We start from the raw sequence: 14639 nt of genomic DNA, 5'->3' as shown, positions 1-14639 counted from the left end.
CTCCCATCAATTCGCTCGACTTGCATGTATTAGGCACGCCGCCAGCGTTCGTCCTGAGCCAGGATCAAACTCTCCATAATAGAGAAATTCGAGTAGCTCGAGTTTCTTGCTGGCATCATTTAAGATGTCAATTTTGAATCCGAAGATTCGTTTTGTCTTTTCACCGACAGGGTCGGTTGCAAGACTTTATTTGTTGACGTTTTGCTGTTCAGTTTTCAAGGTTCATTGTCTGCCGCTTTTTGCGGCGACTTCTTAATCATAACACTTTGTCTCTCTCGAGTCAACAACTTTTTTTAATTTGTTTTCTTCATTTTGTTGAAGTTGTTGTTGCCTCTTAAGGACAAGTAATACTATACCTCATAACTGAATCTGAAATCAAGCCTTTTTTAAAAATAATTTCCCGCGAAGCTTTTTTATATCGACAATGAACAAGAGAATGCCCGCTATGACAACGATTCCGCCTGTTATTTGCGCAGCAGAGAGTTTTTCGTGAAGGATATAGAATGCAAGAACTGACGCGCCTACAGGTTCAAAAAGTATAGCAATGGAAATGACATTTGTACTTACCCACTTCACCGCCCAATTGAATAGCGAGTGCCCCAACAGGTTTGGTATGAGTGCAAGTAAGAAGAACCAGAACCAATTTGATGTTGAATAAGGACCGAATGACTCTCCTTTAATAAGGACATAAAAAAAGAGCGTAACTGTACTGATTGAGTATAGAAGAAACGTATAAGTAATAAGAGACAATCGTTTACGGACTTCTTGTCCGAATAGCAAGTATGCGGTAATTAACGCGCAAGCAGCCAAAGCAAGCATATCTCCGAAAAAGGCGGTTCCGCTTAACTGGAAGTCGCTCCAACTGATAATGACGCTTCCCGCAATTGCAATAACTGCCGATAAAATCGTTTTAACTGAAAGCTTCTCTTTAAAGAAGAAATACGTACCGACAAACGCAAAGATCGGCTGCAATGTAACGAGGACGGTTGAACTTGCGACAGAAGTGTAGTTCAACGACTCAAACCATAGAATGAAATGAAAGGCTAGGAAAACACCGGCAACCGCCGAAAAGATCCAGTCTTTCTTCGTTAACATAAAAACTTCCTTCCTATATTTAGCGAGGAATAACGGAAGCATGAGAATAACAGTGAACAACATACGGTAAAAAGCGATGACGCCGGAATCGGCTGTCGTCAGTTTTACGAATATTGCTGAGAGCGCCACTGATATGACGCCTATGATAATCGGGATATAAGGATGAATTGTAGGCTTTTCCATGATGCACACTTCTCTTTCAAAAGGAATACAGGTTAGTTCGTAACCATTTTAGGCTAAAGACAATATAAAGAGTATAGCACATCTTCATCAAGATGATGATAGTGGGGGGAAATTCAAATGGAGTGGATCATGAATAACTCAATGTATCCCGAAGTATTAATTAAAATTGCAATCGCTTTAGGTTTAAGTTTAATAATCGGGGTAGAAAGGGAAATTAAGAAGAAGCCAATCGGACTGAAGACGAGCGCAGTCATTTCCACCTTCAGTTGTCTATTGACCATCGTCTCAATAGAAGCCGCATATCTAGTCCCAGCCAGGAACGATATTAATGTAACGATGGATCCGTTGCGTCTAGCCGCCCAAATAGTGAGCGGCATCGGTTTCCTCGGTGCGGGTGCCATTTTGAGAAGAGAAAATGATAACATTACCGGCTTAACGACAGCCGCAATGATTTGGGGCGCCGCAAGTATTGGAATTGCGGTTGGTGCCGGGTTTTACATTGAAGCAGCTTTTGCTGTATTAAGCATCCTTTTTGTCATCGAGGTCATCGCGCCCCTCCTTAGCAAGTTTGGGCCGAAAAGAATCCGTTCAAAGGAGGCTGCGTGTATTGTCGTCATTTCGGATAAGAGAAAGATTGATGATTTGATTCAAATCTTGAATTCCGAAAATATGAAAGTCGAAAACTTGCGCATCCGTCAAGTGCATTTTGATGATAAGCCATCAGTGCATGAAGTTGATTTCCGTCTGGATGCGTTGCCAAAAAAAGAAACTACACAATTATACACTGAGCTGACTGAACTACCTTATATTGAATCAGTCGAAATTGAAATCTTTCCTTAATGGAGGTTAAATGAAATGAAAGATATTTTACGCTTGCTTAAGGATGGCAATAAGCCGTCATTACTGGCGGCAATAGTCAACGCCGCCATTGCCATCCTTAAAGCAGTCGCCTATATGTTGACTGGAAACGTAGCAATGTTTGCGGAAACGTTGCACTCCTTGGGAGACGCGGCGAACCAATTTTTTGTGTACATAGGTTCTGCCCTTTCCAAGAAGGCGCCAACCCCTAGTTTTCCAAACGGGTTTGGGAGGGTTGTCAACCTTGTATGTTTAGGTGCTGTGATCATCGTCGGTATCATGTCGTACGAGGCGGTAAAGGAAGGTTGGCATCATGTATTGAATCCAACCGAGACAAAAGGGCTCCTCATCAATTTAAGCGTTCTAGGTCTTGCCACCGCACTGGAATTTTTCGTTTTACTGAAGGCTTCGAAAGAAGTTGCACATGAGTCAGGACAAGCCTATTCAGGGCTGAAAGCATTTAGCTACAGTTTGAAGCACCTAAACAAAGCGAAGCCCGCTACTAAATTGGTCTTTATGGAAGACATGGTTGCAACTATCGGGGGGTTATTGGCTTTTGCCGCGGTCTTGGTTGCCCATTTCACCGGATTCCTTCAGGCGGAAGGTATTGCATCCATGTTGATCGGCTTTATGATGTTCTATGTCGTTGGTAAGGTGTTCCTCGAAAATGCCAGAGGAGCGATTGGCGAAACCGATGAAGAGATGCTGAACCATATTTCGCAAATTATCGCAGAAGATCCCGATATAAAGGACATCCAAAAAGTAGAAGTGATCAAAGAAGGCGAATACCTTCACGTCGAAGTGATCGCTGAAGTGGATCCGACACAAACCGTCGCATATATCGATGATGTCAGGGACAGGCTAATGGCTTTGGTGTTGAAGCAAAAAGGCGTCCGTGAAGCGTTGATTTCATTTGATGAAGATGATGGCATCAAAACTTGGCAAGGAGTAAAAGAACCTACAATATCTGAAGAAGCACGGAAGAAATTGCCGGAAGGAAAAAAGTAGAGGGTGGAATTTTCAATTCCCCCTCTACTTTCTTTCATTATAATGAAGCTTCCAATATGGTTTTGACTTCCTCTTCACTCAGTTGAGCAAATCTGCCGAGCGGCCCATTGATTGCCGCCTTCTTTGCCATAATGTCAATTTTCGAGTCATCGATGCCGTATTCCGCTAGCCTTTCAGGCGCACCGATAGCAGTCCAATACGCTCTCAGTTTGTCAATTCCTTCATTTGCAATATCCTCATCCGATTTTCCTTCGGGATCTACTCCGAATACGTTGACGGCCAACCTTGCATAGCGCGGTGGGTTCAACTTCAGCGTATATCTCATCCAATGCGGGAAAAGAATTGCTAATCCCCCAGCATGCGGAATATCGTAAACTGCAGATACGGCATGTTCAATGTCATGCGTCCCCCAGTCACCACCCGCATTCCCCATGCCTAAAAATCCATTCAATCCCCAAGTTCCGCCTAATAGGATTGTTTCACGCAACTCATAGTTCTGCAAATCATCTACGAGCTTTTCACCCGCTGCCATGATCGCCCGCAATGCCCCTTCGCATAACTCATCCTGTAGCGGAGTATTTGTCGCACTATGGAAGTACTGCTCAAAAATATGCGACATCATATCGACGATGCCGTAAACGGTTTGATCCTTTGGCAAGGATAGCGTATAAGTTGGGTCGAGTATAGAGAATTTAGGATAGTTGAATGGACTTCCCCATCCGTATTTTTCTTCAGTTTCCTCATTTGTAATAACGGACCCTGCATTCATTTCAGAACCAGTCGCCGCTAGCGTCAAAATTGTCCCGAAAGGAATCACGTCTTTGGGAGAGTCTTTCTTAATGACAAAATTCCATGGGTCGCCGTCATATTTTGCAGCTGTCGCAATTAACTTCGTACAGTCAATGACTGAACCACCGCCAACCGCCAGAATGAAATCGATGTCATGCTTTTTACAAAGTGCAGCCCCTCTTCTCGCCGTGCTGATACGCGGGTTCGGCTCGACACCTGCAAGCTCGAACACTTCCTTTTGTTCCTCTTTCAAGATTTCCATCAATTCATCATAAAGACCATTCTTTTTAATGCTTCCCCCTCCATATACTACGAGGATCTTGTTTCCATAAGCCGATAGTTCCTTTGCCAGCTGAGCTATAGAGTTTTTCCCAAAAATCAACTTTGTCGGGTTGTGAAAAATAAATTCCTTCAATTATATGACCTCCTTTTTCTACTGTTCATTATCCAAGAACGAATTAAGCGATGCAAGTATGGAACGTCGCGGATTGGGAATGCTACCAATAGGAGGTGAACCGCTTTGGTTCGAAAACTAGCACTGGCCATTACAATTATCGGTGCTCTGAATTGGGGAGTCGTCGGGCTTTTTAGCTTCGATGTCGTAGCCCAATTTTCAAATGGTCATGAACAACCACTTGCACGCTTCTTTTATAGTATCGTCGGGGTTTCCGGTCTCATTTCGCTAGGGCTGCTATTCGACACATGGCGCGAGAATAATGTGGAACATGTTACTGTCGCAGAGCCGGAAGAAGTGTAAAAAAGCATCTCCCGTTATCCAGGAGATGCTTTGTTATATTGCTTTTGTTATCATCCAGCTTCGGTTGGCAACTGCTCGGGTCATAAGCCAGCTCCGCTACACGGCAAAGAACGCCGTTTCGCAGATCCGTCTTATGCCTGTCGCAGTTAACCGCCAACCTCCGCTTTTGTTATGCCCAGCCACGGAAACGGGATGCTTCCGCTGTTTTGCGGATTCCGATCATGTATGCAGCAAGACGCATATCAATATTTCTTGTTGTCGCAACGTTATATACGTTTTCGAATGCGTCAACCATTTTAGTTGTCATTTTTTCGCGAACTTCGTCTTCTGTCCAGTAATAACCCATGTTGTTCTGAACCCATTCGAAGTAGGATACTGTTACGCCGCCGGCACTTGCAAGGACGTCAGGCACAAGGAGGATTCCTCGCTCCGTAAGTATTTTCGTAGCTTCAGAAGTTGTTGGACCATTTGCTGCTTCCACAACGATAGTCGCTTTAATGTTATTAGCATTTTTCTCTGTAATTTGATTTTCGATTGCAGCTGGAACTAGAATATCACAGTCCAATTCTAGTAGTTCACTATTCGTGATCGTGTTATCGAAAAGTGTTGTTACCGTTCCAAAGCTGTCACGACGATCCAATAGATAGTCGATGTCCAAACCATTCGGATCATGAAGTGCGCCATAAGCATCGGAAATACCGATAACTTTCGCTCCTGCATCATGAAGGAATTTAGATAGGAAACTTCCTGCGTTTCCGAATCCTTGGATGACAACACGTGCACCCTTCATATCAATTCCACGTTTTTTCGCCGCTTCATTAATAATGATTGTGACACCTTCTGCCGTTGCACGGTCGCGCCCTTGTGAGCCGCCGAGTACAATCGGTTTTCCTGTAATGAAACCAGGGGAGTTGAATTCATCAATTCTACTATATTCATCCATCATCCAAGCCATAATTTGGGCATTTGTGAAAACGTCTGGTGCAGGGATATCCTTAGTCGGTCCCATTACCTGACTCAACGCACGTACATATCCACGGCTCAAACGCTCTAGTTCACCCATCGACATTTCTCTCGGGTCGCAGATAATTCCGCCTTTACCGCCGCCATACGGCAGATCGACAATTCCCGCTTTCAATGTCATCCACATTGACAACGCGCGTACTTCATCAGCAGTTACTCCAGGATGGAAGCGAACGCCGCCTTTCGTTGGACCGACAGCATCGTTATGTTGTCCGCGGAAACCAGTGAATACCTTCACTTTTCCATCATCCATGCGGACAGGAATTCTTACTTCCACCATACGGATTGGTTCTTTCAGAAGATCGTACATTCCTTCATCATAGCCTAGTTTGTCAAGAGCATCCTTAATGACAACTTGTGTAGACGTAAACAGATTCAGGTTTTCAGTCATGTAAAAGTTCGCCTCTTTGATTTCATAATGTTTTTTCTACCGCACATATTGTACCATACACCAGATAGATTTTGGGTACTATTATTTTAACTTGCAAAAACTTTATTGATTTTCTCTAAAGCCCAATCCAATTCTTCCTTTGTGATAATTAAAGGCGGTGCGAAACGGATGACTGTGTCATGCGTCTCTTTACAGAGCAACCCAAGTTCTTTCAGCTTTTCGCAATAAGGACGTGCTGCTTCTGTAAGTTCGACACCGATGAACAGACCGCGCCCACGCACTTCTTTAATCGATGGATGGTTGATGTTCTGTAATTGTTCAATGAAGTAATTTCCTAGTTCAAGTGATTTATCTGCAAGTTTCTCATCCTGTAAAACTTCCAAAGAAGCGATTGAGACAGCACACGCCATTGGATTTCCTCCGAATGTGGATCCGTGGGAACCCGGATTGAAAACTCCGAGAATATCTTTATTTGCTACGACGCAAGAAATCGGGAACACGCCGCCGCCTAAAGCTTTACCTAAAATGTACATGTCGGGCTCGAAGCCTTCCCATTCACAAGCAAACATTTTCCCCGTACGGCAAAGACCTGCCTGGATTTCATCCGCAATGAATAGGACGTTATGTTTCTTACAAAGTTCGTAAGCTGCCTTCATATAACCAGCAGGCGGAATGAGAATTCCCGCTTCCCCTTGGATCGGCTCGATGATGAATGCAGCTGTGTTCGGAGTAATCGCTTCTTCCAATGCCTTCAAATCACCGAAGTCAACTAGCTTGATGCCTGGAAGCATCGGCCCAAAACCGCGTTTATATTCTGCTTCCGATGAAAGGGAGACGGCAGTCATCGTCCGACCGTGGAAGTTCCCGTTGCAACCGATAATCTCAGCTTTATTCTCCTCCACGCCTTTGACGTCATAAGCCCAGCGACGAGCTGCTTTAATAGCTGTTTCCACAGCTTCCGCCCCTGTATTCATCGGCAATGTCATGTCTTTGCCGGATAGTTTACATATCAATTCATACCATGGACCAAGTTGGTCGTTGTGGAATGCTCGTGATGTTAATGTCACTTTGTCTGCCTGGTCCTTCAATGCCTTGATGATTCTCGGATGGCGGTGTCCTTGGTTCACAGCTGAATACGCAGATAGCATATCCATATACTTATTCCCCTCAGGATCCTTGACCCAAACACCTTCCGCTTTAGAAATGACAATTGGCAGTGGATGGTAGTTGTTCGCCCCGTATTTATTCGTTTGTGAAATGATCTTTTCAGAAACCGACATGTATTTCCCCTCCCCATTTTTATGTATAGCAGGAAGCAGTTCTCAGAACTGCTTCCTTCATCATTAAATTAGAATGTCTCAGAAGTCGTTTTGCCTTGCATGTGTAGTTGTAAGTAGTCTGGACCGCCTGCTTTGGAATCCGTTCCGGACATGTTGAATCCGCCGAATGGCTGGTAACCTACGATAGCACCTGTGCAGCCGCGGTTGAAGTACAAGTTTCCAACGTGGAAATCTTGACGAGCCTGTTCAATATGCTCACGGTTGTTCGTAATCACAGCGCCTGTTAGGCCATAGTCCGTATTGTTTGCGATTTCGATCGCTTCGTCGAAGTTTTTCGCTTTCGTAATTGCAACGACCGGTCCGAAAATCTCTTCCTGCATAATGCGTGCTTTCGGGTCGACATCCGCAAATACAGTCGGTGCGACGAAGAAGCCTTTCGAGCTGTCCCCTTCTCCACCTGCAACGAGACGTCCTTCTTCTTTACCGATTTCGATATAGCTCATGATCTTATCAAATGAAGCTTGGTCAATAACCGGTCCTGCAAAGTTGGATTGTTTCGTAGGATCTCCGTACGTCAATTCTTTCGTCAATTCTTCAACACGCGCAACGACTTGATCGTATACTTCTTCGTGGATGACAGCGCGTGAACATGCTGAACATTTTTGTCCACTGAATCCGAAAGCGGACTTGACGATAGATTGAGCTGCCAATTCAAGATCTGCATCATTATCTACAACGATCGTATCTTTACCGCCCATTTCAGCAATGACGCGTTTCAACCAAATTTGGCCTTCGTTCACTTTTGCAGCACGCTCGTAAATGCGAGTTCCGATTTCACGTGAACCAGTGAAAGAAACGAAACGTGTTCTTGGATGGTCAACGAGGTAGTCGCCAACTTCCGCTCCTGAACCCGGGATGTAGTTGACTACTCCTGCAGGCATTCCCGCTTCTTCAAGCACTTCCATGAATTTATAAGCAACGACAGTCGTTGTAGATGCAGGTTTCAATAATACTGTATTTCCTGTTACTAATGCAGCTACAGTCGTGCCTGCCATGATCGCCAATGCGAAGTTCCAAGGCGAGATGACTACGCCAACTCCGAGAGGGATGTAATCGAATCGGTTGAATTCGCCAGGACGGCTTTCCACCGGCATGCCGTTTTTCAATGTAAGCATTTGGCGTCCGTAGTATTCCAAGAAGTCGATCGCTTCTGCTGTATCTGCATCCGCTTCGTTCCATGGCTTGCCCGCTTCCTTTGTCAAAAGAGCTGAAAACTCATGTTTGCGACGACGAATAATCGCTGCAGCTTTGAACAATACATCCGCACGGAATTCCGGCTTCACTTTGCTCCAGGTTTTGAAAGTTTCATCCGCGACGTTCATCGCTTTTTCAGCAAGATCTCTGCTCGCTTTGGAAACTCGGCCGATTACTTCCTCTTTATTAGCTGGATTTGTCGAAACAAGTTTATCTTCTGTCATAATACGCTCGCCGCCGATGATCAACGGATAGTCTTGCCCAAGATAGCCCTCGACGGTTTTTAATGCTTGCTCATATGCTTTTCTGTTTTCATCTTGTGTAAAATCTGTAAATGGTTCGTGTTTGTATGGGATCATGTTACTCCTCCTCAGTTAGTTAGACGCAAAATTAATTTGCATTTAATCTATAGTTCCATATATAATAATGCAAGAGATTGTTGCACATTTCAAGTGTTTTTGTTTATTTTGCAAAAAAACATAAACGGACGGTGTTGATTCGTGAATAAAATCGAAAAGAACCTTTTTCCCTTATATGAATTCGCGGTGAATCGAGCCGGCGTCGGTATCCATGCAGTGGATCATTCCGGCAGAACCGTTATATATAACGATAAGATGAAAGCGATAGAAGGGTTGGAACTTGAAGAAGTCGGAGACCGCTCCATTCTGGAGTTATTCAACTTCGATCAGGAAGAGAGCACTTTATTGAAAGTGCTTCAAAGCGGCACAGAACAGTTGAATGTCAAACAGACGTATTGGAATCGGAAAGGGCATGAAATTACGACAATCAATGATACATACCCTGTATTCCATGAAGGTGAGCTCGTAGGCGCAGTTGAAATTGCAAGGGATGTTACTGCACTTGAAAGGTTTGTCCTGCACCCATTACGTAAAAATAGCGATCCGGTCACGTTCAATCAGATTGTCGCTGCTTCGGATGAAATGAAGACAGTCATATCGACAGCCCGCAAAGCATCCAATGCTAAATTGCCTGTGCTCCTCATCGGCGAGTCAGGAACAGGAAAAGATTTAATAGCTGAAAGTATTCATAACGAATCGTCACCTGCCAATGTTCGCTTTCTTACGCTTCATTGTCACCAATCGGATGCGGAGCTGATCGATCGGCTGGACGAAGACTTGAATATGTCGGAACCGTTCACGTTATTCTGTGAGCGTATCGATTTATTATCCATTTCCCTTCAGCAAAAGCTCTTTGTGTTCTTAAAAAAGTCGGCTCAAGCTGACCGACAATTCATCGCAAGCATCGGCGACGACCCTGTCGAATTGATTGCAAAAGGAAGTTTATTGAAGGAACTCTATTATTTCTTCGCTTCTTTTACGATACGAGTGTCTCCATTAAGGAAACGGAAAGAGGATATAGTGTCGTTCGTCAAAACCTATTTTGCAAAACGCAAGGAACGGTTTGGAACTTCCCTCATCGGATTCACGAAGGAAGTAGAGGAACTATTCCTCCGCTACGATTGGCCCGGGAATATGCGGGAGCTTGAATTTTTGCTCGATGAAATCTCTTCCCTTGCCACTACCGAGACGGTGATCACATATGAGATGCTGCCTCTCCACTTCCGACTAAAAAGTGGCGGAATGGGCGATACACCTACACAGGCAGTCGATTTCATTGTAAATCCTGAAAAGGAGCTTATGCCGCTCGACCGGTATTTAAAGGAAGCGGAAGAATATTATTTGCAGAAGGCAATGAAGCTTCATGACGACAATATTACGAAAACTGCTAATGCACTTGGCATGAGCAGGCAAAACCTTCAGTATCGATTGAGGAAATTAAAAAACGGGAGATAGGCTTATGCGGCCTTCTCCCGTTTTTCATGTTTTTCACGTCTAGCTCCGAGTGGCAGACTCTCGGGTCATAAGCCAAAGTTGCTGTGTGGCAAAAACCGCCACTTCGCATCTTCGTCTTATGCCTGTCGAGTCTAACCGCCACTCTCCACTTTTGTTTAGTAACCGGAACGATCGATCCAGTCTTTCAGTTTGTCTTTTAAAGAATTGAAGCCTTCCGCATCGTGCTCTTTTACTTTATCTTGCAGCGATTTGCGGGGGCGGCCTGTTTTTTGGTGGTTGTTCGGCGCTTCTTGGAGTGCACGGATGGAAAGGCTAATTTTGCCCGCGTCATAATCGACCTCCAACACTTTCACTTTCACTTCTTCGCCAACAGCTAGATAGTCATTGATGTCCCTAACGAAACCATATGTGATCTCCGAAATATGGACGAGACCTTGCGTCTCTTCATCAAGTGCGACAAATGCTCCATATGGCTGGATGCCCGTCACCTTGCCGGTCAACTCTTCCCCCACTTCATATTTTTTACCCATGTGAAACAGCTCCCAATCTTTTTGGTATCGAATCTGCCTATACGGCCATCCGCAATTATACCATAGAGAGCCCTTTCTAATCAAAGAATGTGACAGGTAAATTGTAAAGATTCAATTATTTTATCTCGCACTAATTTCGTTCATTTTCTTTTTAAGCTCACTCCAAACACCATACTCAATCAACTGTTCATAATAAGAAGAGGTGGTCCAGTTAGAGTCTTCCATTTCATTAATAAGTTGCCGTATAATTTGACCCGATGGTGAACTTTTTCCAGTTGATACAAGTTGCTTCCACCTATCCCTTATTTCATTCCTGACAACTCCCGATTCATCGAAAATCCCCTTTTCATTATTAAACCCCGTAGCAGTAAGGAACATCAAAATATAATGAGAGTTGAAAAGATCAATCAGCTGATCAGTTTCCTTTATTTTCGGTAACGCATCTTCCAGAACAAGCAGAGCTTTCACATGCTCTTCAAATGTCCCTGTATAGATAATATGTAAATCACCTGTCAACAAGGTTATATATATTTGCATGTCTGGATGGAGGTTCCTGCGTAATACGTCTTCCAATTCAGGAGATCCTTATTTCGTAGTTAAAGGGGAAATATCTTTTATACTTGTTAAGGAATAATATTGAGTAGTCATTCCATCAATCGCATTTTGCAGCTCGATCGGGAATGATGACTTTTGCTCCAACAGTTTATCGATATCTACCAAACCATCGTTAACTAGATCCGAGGTCAGAATCATTTCTGCATTCTCACTCACAATCTTATAATAAGCATTTCCAAGGAAATCATTTTTCTTGTACAATTCATCCAAAAAAGCCAAGCTTTGCTCACGTTCCTTGGTTAGTGGATCTTTTTGTAGCTGTTCCACCATCTCTGAAGGCAATCGTAATTCGAATACCAAATTGTCGTATTTTTGCTTCGCTTCTATTCTATTGAGTCTTCCGCCATCATTCATTTGCCCATTCAATTCACGGATTGCCCTTCGATACTTGTATTTCGTATCATAACCGTATGTTCCAGGCGATACATTATGTGAATAGCCTTGGAAAACGAAGGAGTAGCCTCCATATGCTTTTTCAGGTTCAGACAATCCAATTAATTCGAACCGGCTATCCATCTCTTGTTGAAAGGAAATGTTCAGTTTCTCAATGAAACGCTCATCAGATGATTTCTGATAAGCATCACTTCTAATAACTAAAATGAATAGAAGGGCTATTATCATAACCGTTCCTGCACCCCAGAGGAGAAAAGGCTTTCTCCGTTTCACTATAGTTTTTGGTTCCCCCACAGGTGGGACGCCTTTACTTCTCAGACTAAAAATGTTCGACTCCTTAAAATAAGTTGGCAGTCTTTGATAAGACATATTCAAAAACTCGAGTTTCTTCTCTAAATTTGGCTCATCCAGTAAAAGTAGCGCCTCTTGTAACGATCGTTCCACTTGCTGGTCAGTCATGCAGACTATAGCTGCAATGTCGGATACGGATTTATTTTGGAATTTGGCGAGGATAAATGGGTTCTTTACCTCTTGCGGCAACCTGATTATTTTGCGATGCAGTTCATTATCTTCATCGAACGGAAACAAACCTTCCGAAGAGTTTTCAGGTAGTAGAACATCCAACTCTTGAATAGCAGTTTTTAATAGGTTCATTTCCTCCAACTGTTCCTCTGGGAGTTGGTCAATCTTTCTAAAAAATTCTCTAAAGATATTCTCAGTCACTTTCCCTGCTTCTTTTGGTGTAACCCCATATTGGATAGCGAAGCGTTCAATCTCCCGGATGTGCAGGTCCATCCATTCTTTATACGCCTCTCGCTCCCCGTTAATCACTCTGTTTTTTAAACTCCCCATTCTCATCCCTACTTCCCTTTGATAATGCTTAATTATTACCTTCTCTCGCTTGTTTGATTTTTGTATCCAACTTTTCTGACAAACTTTTTTCTACTTCATATTCCATTAATGCCATCCAATTTTGCTCTTCCAATTTCTTGACCATCTCTCGCATTATTTGAACGACTATATTATCCTCGTCCCTTGACGCAATACGCTTCCAACGCTCTCTAATTTCGGGCTTTATCGACAGATTTTGATCGTAGATGCCTCCTTGCTCATAAACGCCCGTTACGGTAAAGAATAACCACATATATCCACTGTCCAGATAATGATGTAATTCATCACTTTTCTTTGTCTTCGGCAACTCCTGTTCAATATAAGAAAGTGCGTCCATTTTCTCCTCAATCGTACCGCCATAGCTGACTCGAGCACTCTCCCCTGATAACATATACACATATATTTTCATATCCGGATGTAAATTTTGTTGGAGCATTTCCAGCACTTCTGGCGTACCGTATTGAGGGAATAGCGGGGCAACATCCTTTAATCCCGTCAAATAAAACGATTGAGTCGCCATGCCATCGATTGCCTTTTGAAGTTCAATTGGATAATTAGACTTTTTAGCAAGGAAACTTTCCAAGTCCACAATCCCGTCTTCATTCAATTCGGATGACCAGATGACCTCCTCATTGACAGCTAACACCTCAATATAGAAGGTCATCAAGTAATTAATTTTCATATACAGTTCATCCAAAAACCTGATGCTCTCTTCCCGGTTTTCTGTTTTCGGGTTATCTAGTAAGTCCTCCATCATTTCCGAAGGCAACCTTAATTGTTGAATTAATGTTTCATACTTTTGAGTTGCTGCTTTCCTATCGATTTTCGTATCTTTCGCTATTTGCTCCTCAAGCTTTACAATGAACCTGTGAAATGCCTCTTTAGGCTCGTTTGCATAAATTTCAAGAAAACGGTACCCTTCATTTTCATCCGGTTGAGTTAATCCAATTAACGCAAACCGGTCATCCAATTCCTGTTGAAAAGAAGTTTTCAGGTTCCCGATAAATTTCTCCGAAGAGGACCTTTGGTAGGCATCGCTTCTAATGACTGAAATGAACAAAAGGGCGATGAGAATAACCCCCCCTATACTCCAAAGGATAATAGGCTTTCTTTTAACTACCTTTGTTCTATCTTCTTGAACTGGAGGCGTTTCTTGATGATCCTGTTTAAAAATATTCGATTCTTCAAAGGTCGGCATTAATCTTTCGTATGATATATTCAAAAACTTGAGTTTCTTTTCCAAATTGGACTCATCAATTGTCATCAGTGCCTCTTCGATCGAATGGGCTGCCTGTTGTTCGGTTTGGTCCATTATGGTGGCAATTTCCGATATGGATTTATGATGGAATTGAGCAAGAATGAAAGGAACTTTCACCTCATACGGCAAACTGATTATTTTGCGATGCAATTCGTTATCCTCTTCAAATGGAAATAAAGCTTCAGGAGAGTCAGCAAGCGTCAACCCAGTCAACTCGTGGAGAACACTTTTAATAAGGTTCCTTTCCTCCAACTGTTCTTGTGTTAGTTCACCAAGACTGTGGAATATGTCCCTAAAAACAGTTTCTGTAACCTTCCCCGCTTCTTTTGGCGAAAGTCCGCATTGAATAGCAAAGCTCTCTATCTTCCGGATATGCATGTCCATCCATTCCTTGAAAGCTTCTTGGTCCCCTAGAAGAATTCTTTTCTCTAAAACTTCCAATCAAATCCCCACTTCCCGTTGCAAAACAAAATCTACTTTAACTATACCAAATAGACAGA

13 protein-coding genes and 1 rRNA gene are annotated in these 14639 nt (G+C 43.2%); 4 read left to right on the top strand and 10 right to left on the bottom strand.

From position 1 onward, the window contains the following. A 16S ribosomal RNA gene (locus AB1K89_RS06840) occupies nt 1–80 on the bottom strand; the annotation flags it as partial. A gap of 295 nt (nt 81–375) precedes the next feature. Next, complete coding sequence (locus AB1K89_RS06835; protein WP_413054014.1) at nt 376–1278, bottom strand: DMT family transporter; 903 nt, start codon at nt 1276–1278, stop codon at nt 376–378. Between the two features lie 117 nt (nt 1279–1395). On the opposite strand from AB1K89_RS06835, the gene AB1K89_RS06830 reads away from it, so the two are divergent. Further along, nucleotides 1396–2118, top strand: a complete 723-nt coding sequence (locus tag AB1K89_RS06830) for an MgtC/SapB family protein (protein WP_413054013.1) — start codon at nt 1396–1398, stop codon at nt 2116–2118. A 15-nt stretch (nt 2119–2133) separates the two neighbouring features. Continuing rightward, nucleotides 2134–3144 (top strand): cation diffusion facilitator family transporter, encoded by a 1011-nt coding sequence (locus AB1K89_RS06825; protein WP_413054012.1) that lies wholly within the window; start codon nt 2134–2136, stop codon nt 3142–3144. 37 nt (nt 3145–3181) lie between these two features. Here AB1K89_RS06825 and AB1K89_RS06820 read toward each other — a convergent pair whose 3' ends face one another. Beyond that, complete coding sequence (locus AB1K89_RS06820; RefSeq protein ID WP_413054011.1) at nt 3182–4348, bottom strand: iron-containing alcohol dehydrogenase; 1167 nt, start codon at nt 4346–4348, stop codon at nt 3182–3184. Between the two features lie 105 nt (nt 4349–4453). Here AB1K89_RS06820 and AB1K89_RS06815 point away from each other — a divergent pair, with 105 nt between their 5' ends. After that, nucleotides 4454–4690, top strand: coding sequence for a DUF378 domain-containing protein (locus AB1K89_RS06815; RefSeq protein WP_413054010.1), 237 nt, complete (start codon nt 4454–4456; stop codon nt 4688–4690). Nucleotides 4691–4859: 169 nt separating this feature from the next. On the opposite strand, the gene AB1K89_RS06810 is transcribed toward AB1K89_RS06815, so the two are convergent. The 3 genes from AB1K89_RS06810 to pruA all read right to left on the bottom strand — a co-directional run bounded on the left by AB1K89_RS06810 (nt 4860) and on the right by pruA (nt 8997). Continuing rightward, entirely contained in the window at nt 4860–6104 is a 1245-nt protein-coding gene (locus AB1K89_RS06810) for a Glu/Leu/Phe/Val family dehydrogenase (RefSeq protein ID WP_413054009.1), read from the bottom strand. An 86-nt stretch (nt 6105–6190) separates the two neighbouring features. After that, nucleotides 6191–7384, bottom strand: coding sequence for an ornithine--oxo-acid transaminase (locus tag AB1K89_RS06805; protein ID WP_413054008.1), 1194 nt, complete (start codon nt 7382–7384; stop codon nt 6191–6193). A 68-nt stretch (nt 7385–7452) separates the two neighbouring features. After that, entirely contained in the window at nt 7453–8997 is a 1545-nt protein-coding gene (pruA, locus tag AB1K89_RS06800) for an L-glutamate gamma-semialdehyde dehydrogenase (RefSeq protein WP_413054007.1), read from the bottom strand. A 141-nt stretch (nt 8998–9138) separates the two neighbouring features. On the opposite strand from pruA, the gene AB1K89_RS06795 reads away from it, so the two are divergent. Beyond that, entirely contained in the window at nt 9139–10452 is a 1314-nt protein-coding gene (locus AB1K89_RS06795) for a sigma 54-interacting transcriptional regulator (RefSeq protein WP_413054006.1), read from the top strand. 155 nt (nt 10453–10607) lie between these two features. Here the strand turns inward: AB1K89_RS06795 and yugI are convergent, their stop codons facing one another. The 4 genes from yugI to AB1K89_RS06775 all read right to left on the bottom strand — a co-directional run bounded on the left by yugI (nt 10608) and on the right by AB1K89_RS06775 (nt 14580). Continuing rightward, nucleotides 10608–10982: a S1 domain-containing post-transcriptional regulator GSP13 gene (yugI, locus tag AB1K89_RS06790; protein WP_413054005.1), complete on the bottom strand. Its 375-nt coding sequence runs from the start codon at nt 10980–10982 to the stop codon at nt 10608–10610. A 120-nt stretch (nt 10983–11102) separates the two neighbouring features. Beyond that, nucleotides 11103–11555: a hypothetical protein gene (locus AB1K89_RS06785; RefSeq protein ID WP_413054004.1), complete on the bottom strand. Its 453-nt coding sequence runs from the start codon at nt 11553–11555 to the stop codon at nt 11103–11105. A gap of 12 nt (nt 11556–11567) precedes the next feature. After that, nucleotides 11568–12842 carry an RNA polymerase sigma factor gene (locus AB1K89_RS06780; protein WP_413054003.1) on the bottom strand — a complete coding sequence of 425 codons (1275 nt, stop codon included), beginning with the start codon at nt 12840–12842 and terminating at the stop codon, nt 11568–11570. Between the two features lie 28 nt (nt 12843–12870). Continuing rightward, entirely contained in the window at nt 12871–14580 is a 1710-nt protein-coding gene (locus AB1K89_RS06775) for an RNA polymerase sigma factor (RefSeq protein WP_413054002.1), read from the bottom strand. Nucleotides 14581–14639 lie beyond the last annotated feature (59 nt).

The organism is Sporosarcina pasadenensis, from assembly GCF_047228845.1.
Taxonomy (GTDB): domain Bacteria; phylum Bacillota; class Bacilli; order Bacillales_A; family Planococcaceae; genus Sporosarcina.
This window is presented reverse-complemented; position numbering and strand designations above follow the sequence as displayed.

Coding starts and splice junctions, on each gene's coding strand:
- pruA (WP_413054007.1), bottom strand. CDS start 8,997: ATGATCCCATACAAACACGAACCATTTACAGATTTTACACAAGATGAA.
- AB1K89_RS06805 (WP_413054008.1), bottom strand. CDS start 7,384: ATGTCGGTTTCTGAAAAGATCATTTCACAAACGAATAAATACGGGGCG.
- AB1K89_RS06825 (WP_413054012.1), top strand. CDS start 2,134: ATGAAAGATATTTTACGCTTGCTTAAGGATGGCAATAAGCCGTCATTA.
- AB1K89_RS06780 (WP_413054003.1), bottom strand. CDS start 12,842: ATGGGGAGTTTAAAAAACAGAGTGATTAACGGGGAGCGAGAGGCGTAT.
- AB1K89_RS06810 (WP_413054009.1), bottom strand. CDS start 6,104: ATGACTGAAAACCTGAATCTGTTTACGTCTACACAAGTTGTCATTAAG.
- AB1K89_RS06830 (WP_413054013.1), top strand. CDS start 1,396: ATGGAGTGGATCATGAATAACTCAATGTATCCCGAAGTATTAATTAAA.
- AB1K89_RS06835 (WP_413054014.1), bottom strand. CDS start 1,278: ATGGAAAAGCCTACAATTCATCCTTATATCCCGATTATCATAGGCGTC.
- yugI (WP_413054005.1), bottom strand. CDS start 10,982: ATGGGTAAAAAATATGAAGTGGGGGAAGAGTTGACCGGCAAGGTGACG.